Origin of the sequence: Roseateles puraquae, from assembly GCF_002205845.1 — a bacterium.
GTDB classification, from domain to species: domain Bacteria; phylum Pseudomonadota; class Gammaproteobacteria; order Burkholderiales; family Burkholderiaceae_C; genus Pelomonas; species Pelomonas puraquae.
Genome location: NZ_NISI01000039.1, coordinates 1 through 1,034, shown reverse-complemented (window position 1 = coordinate 1,034; position 1,034 = coordinate 1). Strand labels below are relative to the sequence as shown.

The 1,034-nt window shown below is 65.4% G+C and carries 1 protein-coding gene; it reads left to right on the top strand.

The genetic code is table 11. The features are described 5' to 3' along the window. Window positions 1–86 precede the first annotated feature (86 nt). Window positions 87–1,034 carry an IS481 family transposase gene (locus CDO81_RS27420; protein ID WP_088486439.1) on the top strand — a complete coding sequence of 316 codons (948 nt, stop codon included), beginning with the start codon at window positions 87–89 and terminating at the stop codon, window positions 1,032–1,034.

Here is a 1,034-nt window from a genome sequence, read left to right as displayed (position 1 = left end):
TGTGACGTTCCGATAGGTTGTTCATCCGTCCCTGATTTGGGAAGCTGGGGTTGTCGAGACCTCCCGCAACCCAAACAGGAGAACGGATGAACAGCCATAAGCATGCGCGATTGACGCCGATGGGTCGAGCCCTGCTGGTCAGCAGGGTGCTTGAAATGGGCTGGACTGTGGTGGCCGCGAGCCACGCTGCAGGGATCAGCTGCCGCACCGGCTACAAGTGGCTGGCGCGCTTCAAGGCCGAAGGCCCCTCAGGCTTGTTGGATCGCAGCTCCCGCCCACGGCGCATGCCTCGGGCCATGAGCGCTGAGGAACAGTCGAGCCTGGAGGCCCTGCGTCGCCAGCGATGGCCACTGTGGCGCATCGCCATGCGTGCCGGCCGCGGGATGGGCACTGTGAGCCGTTGCATGAAGCGCCTGGGGCTGTCGCGGCTGGCCTCGTTGGAGCCGCCAGCGCCCGTGGTGCGCTACGAGCGAGCAGCACCTGGCGAACTGCTTCATCTGGACACCAAGAAGCTCGGCCGCATCGACGGCGTGGGGCACCGCATCACGGGAGACCGCCGCAGCGCCAAACGTGGCATCGGCTGGGACTTGTTGCACCTGGCGATCGACGACCACTCGCGAGTGTCGTTCGCGCTCATCAAGGCCGATGAGTGCGGTCAGAGCTGCGCTGAGTTCCTGCGCGAGGCCGTGGCGCATTACGCCAGCCTCGGTGTGCGCATCGACCGCGTCATGACCGACAACGGCAGCGGCTACGTCTCCAAGGCCTTCCGCCAGGCCTGCGTGGAACTCGCCGTGCGTCACCTACGCACCCGGCCGTACACGCCCAAGACCAACGGCAAAGCCGAACGCTTCGTGCAGACCAGCTTGCGCGAGTGGGCGTATGCCAGACCCTACGCAAGCTCAGCTCAGCGCGAGGCTGCCTTGCAGTCCTTCCTGCACCGCTACAACTGGCATCGGCCACACTCCGCACTCAACCGCCAGCCGCCCATGAGCCGTATCCCGGCCATGAACAACCTACTGGAACTCAACAGCTAG

Coding starts and splice junctions, on each gene's coding strand:
- CDO81_RS27420 (WP_088486439.1), top strand. CDS start 87: ATGAACAGCCATAAGCATGCGCGATTGACGCCGATGGGTCGAGCCCTG.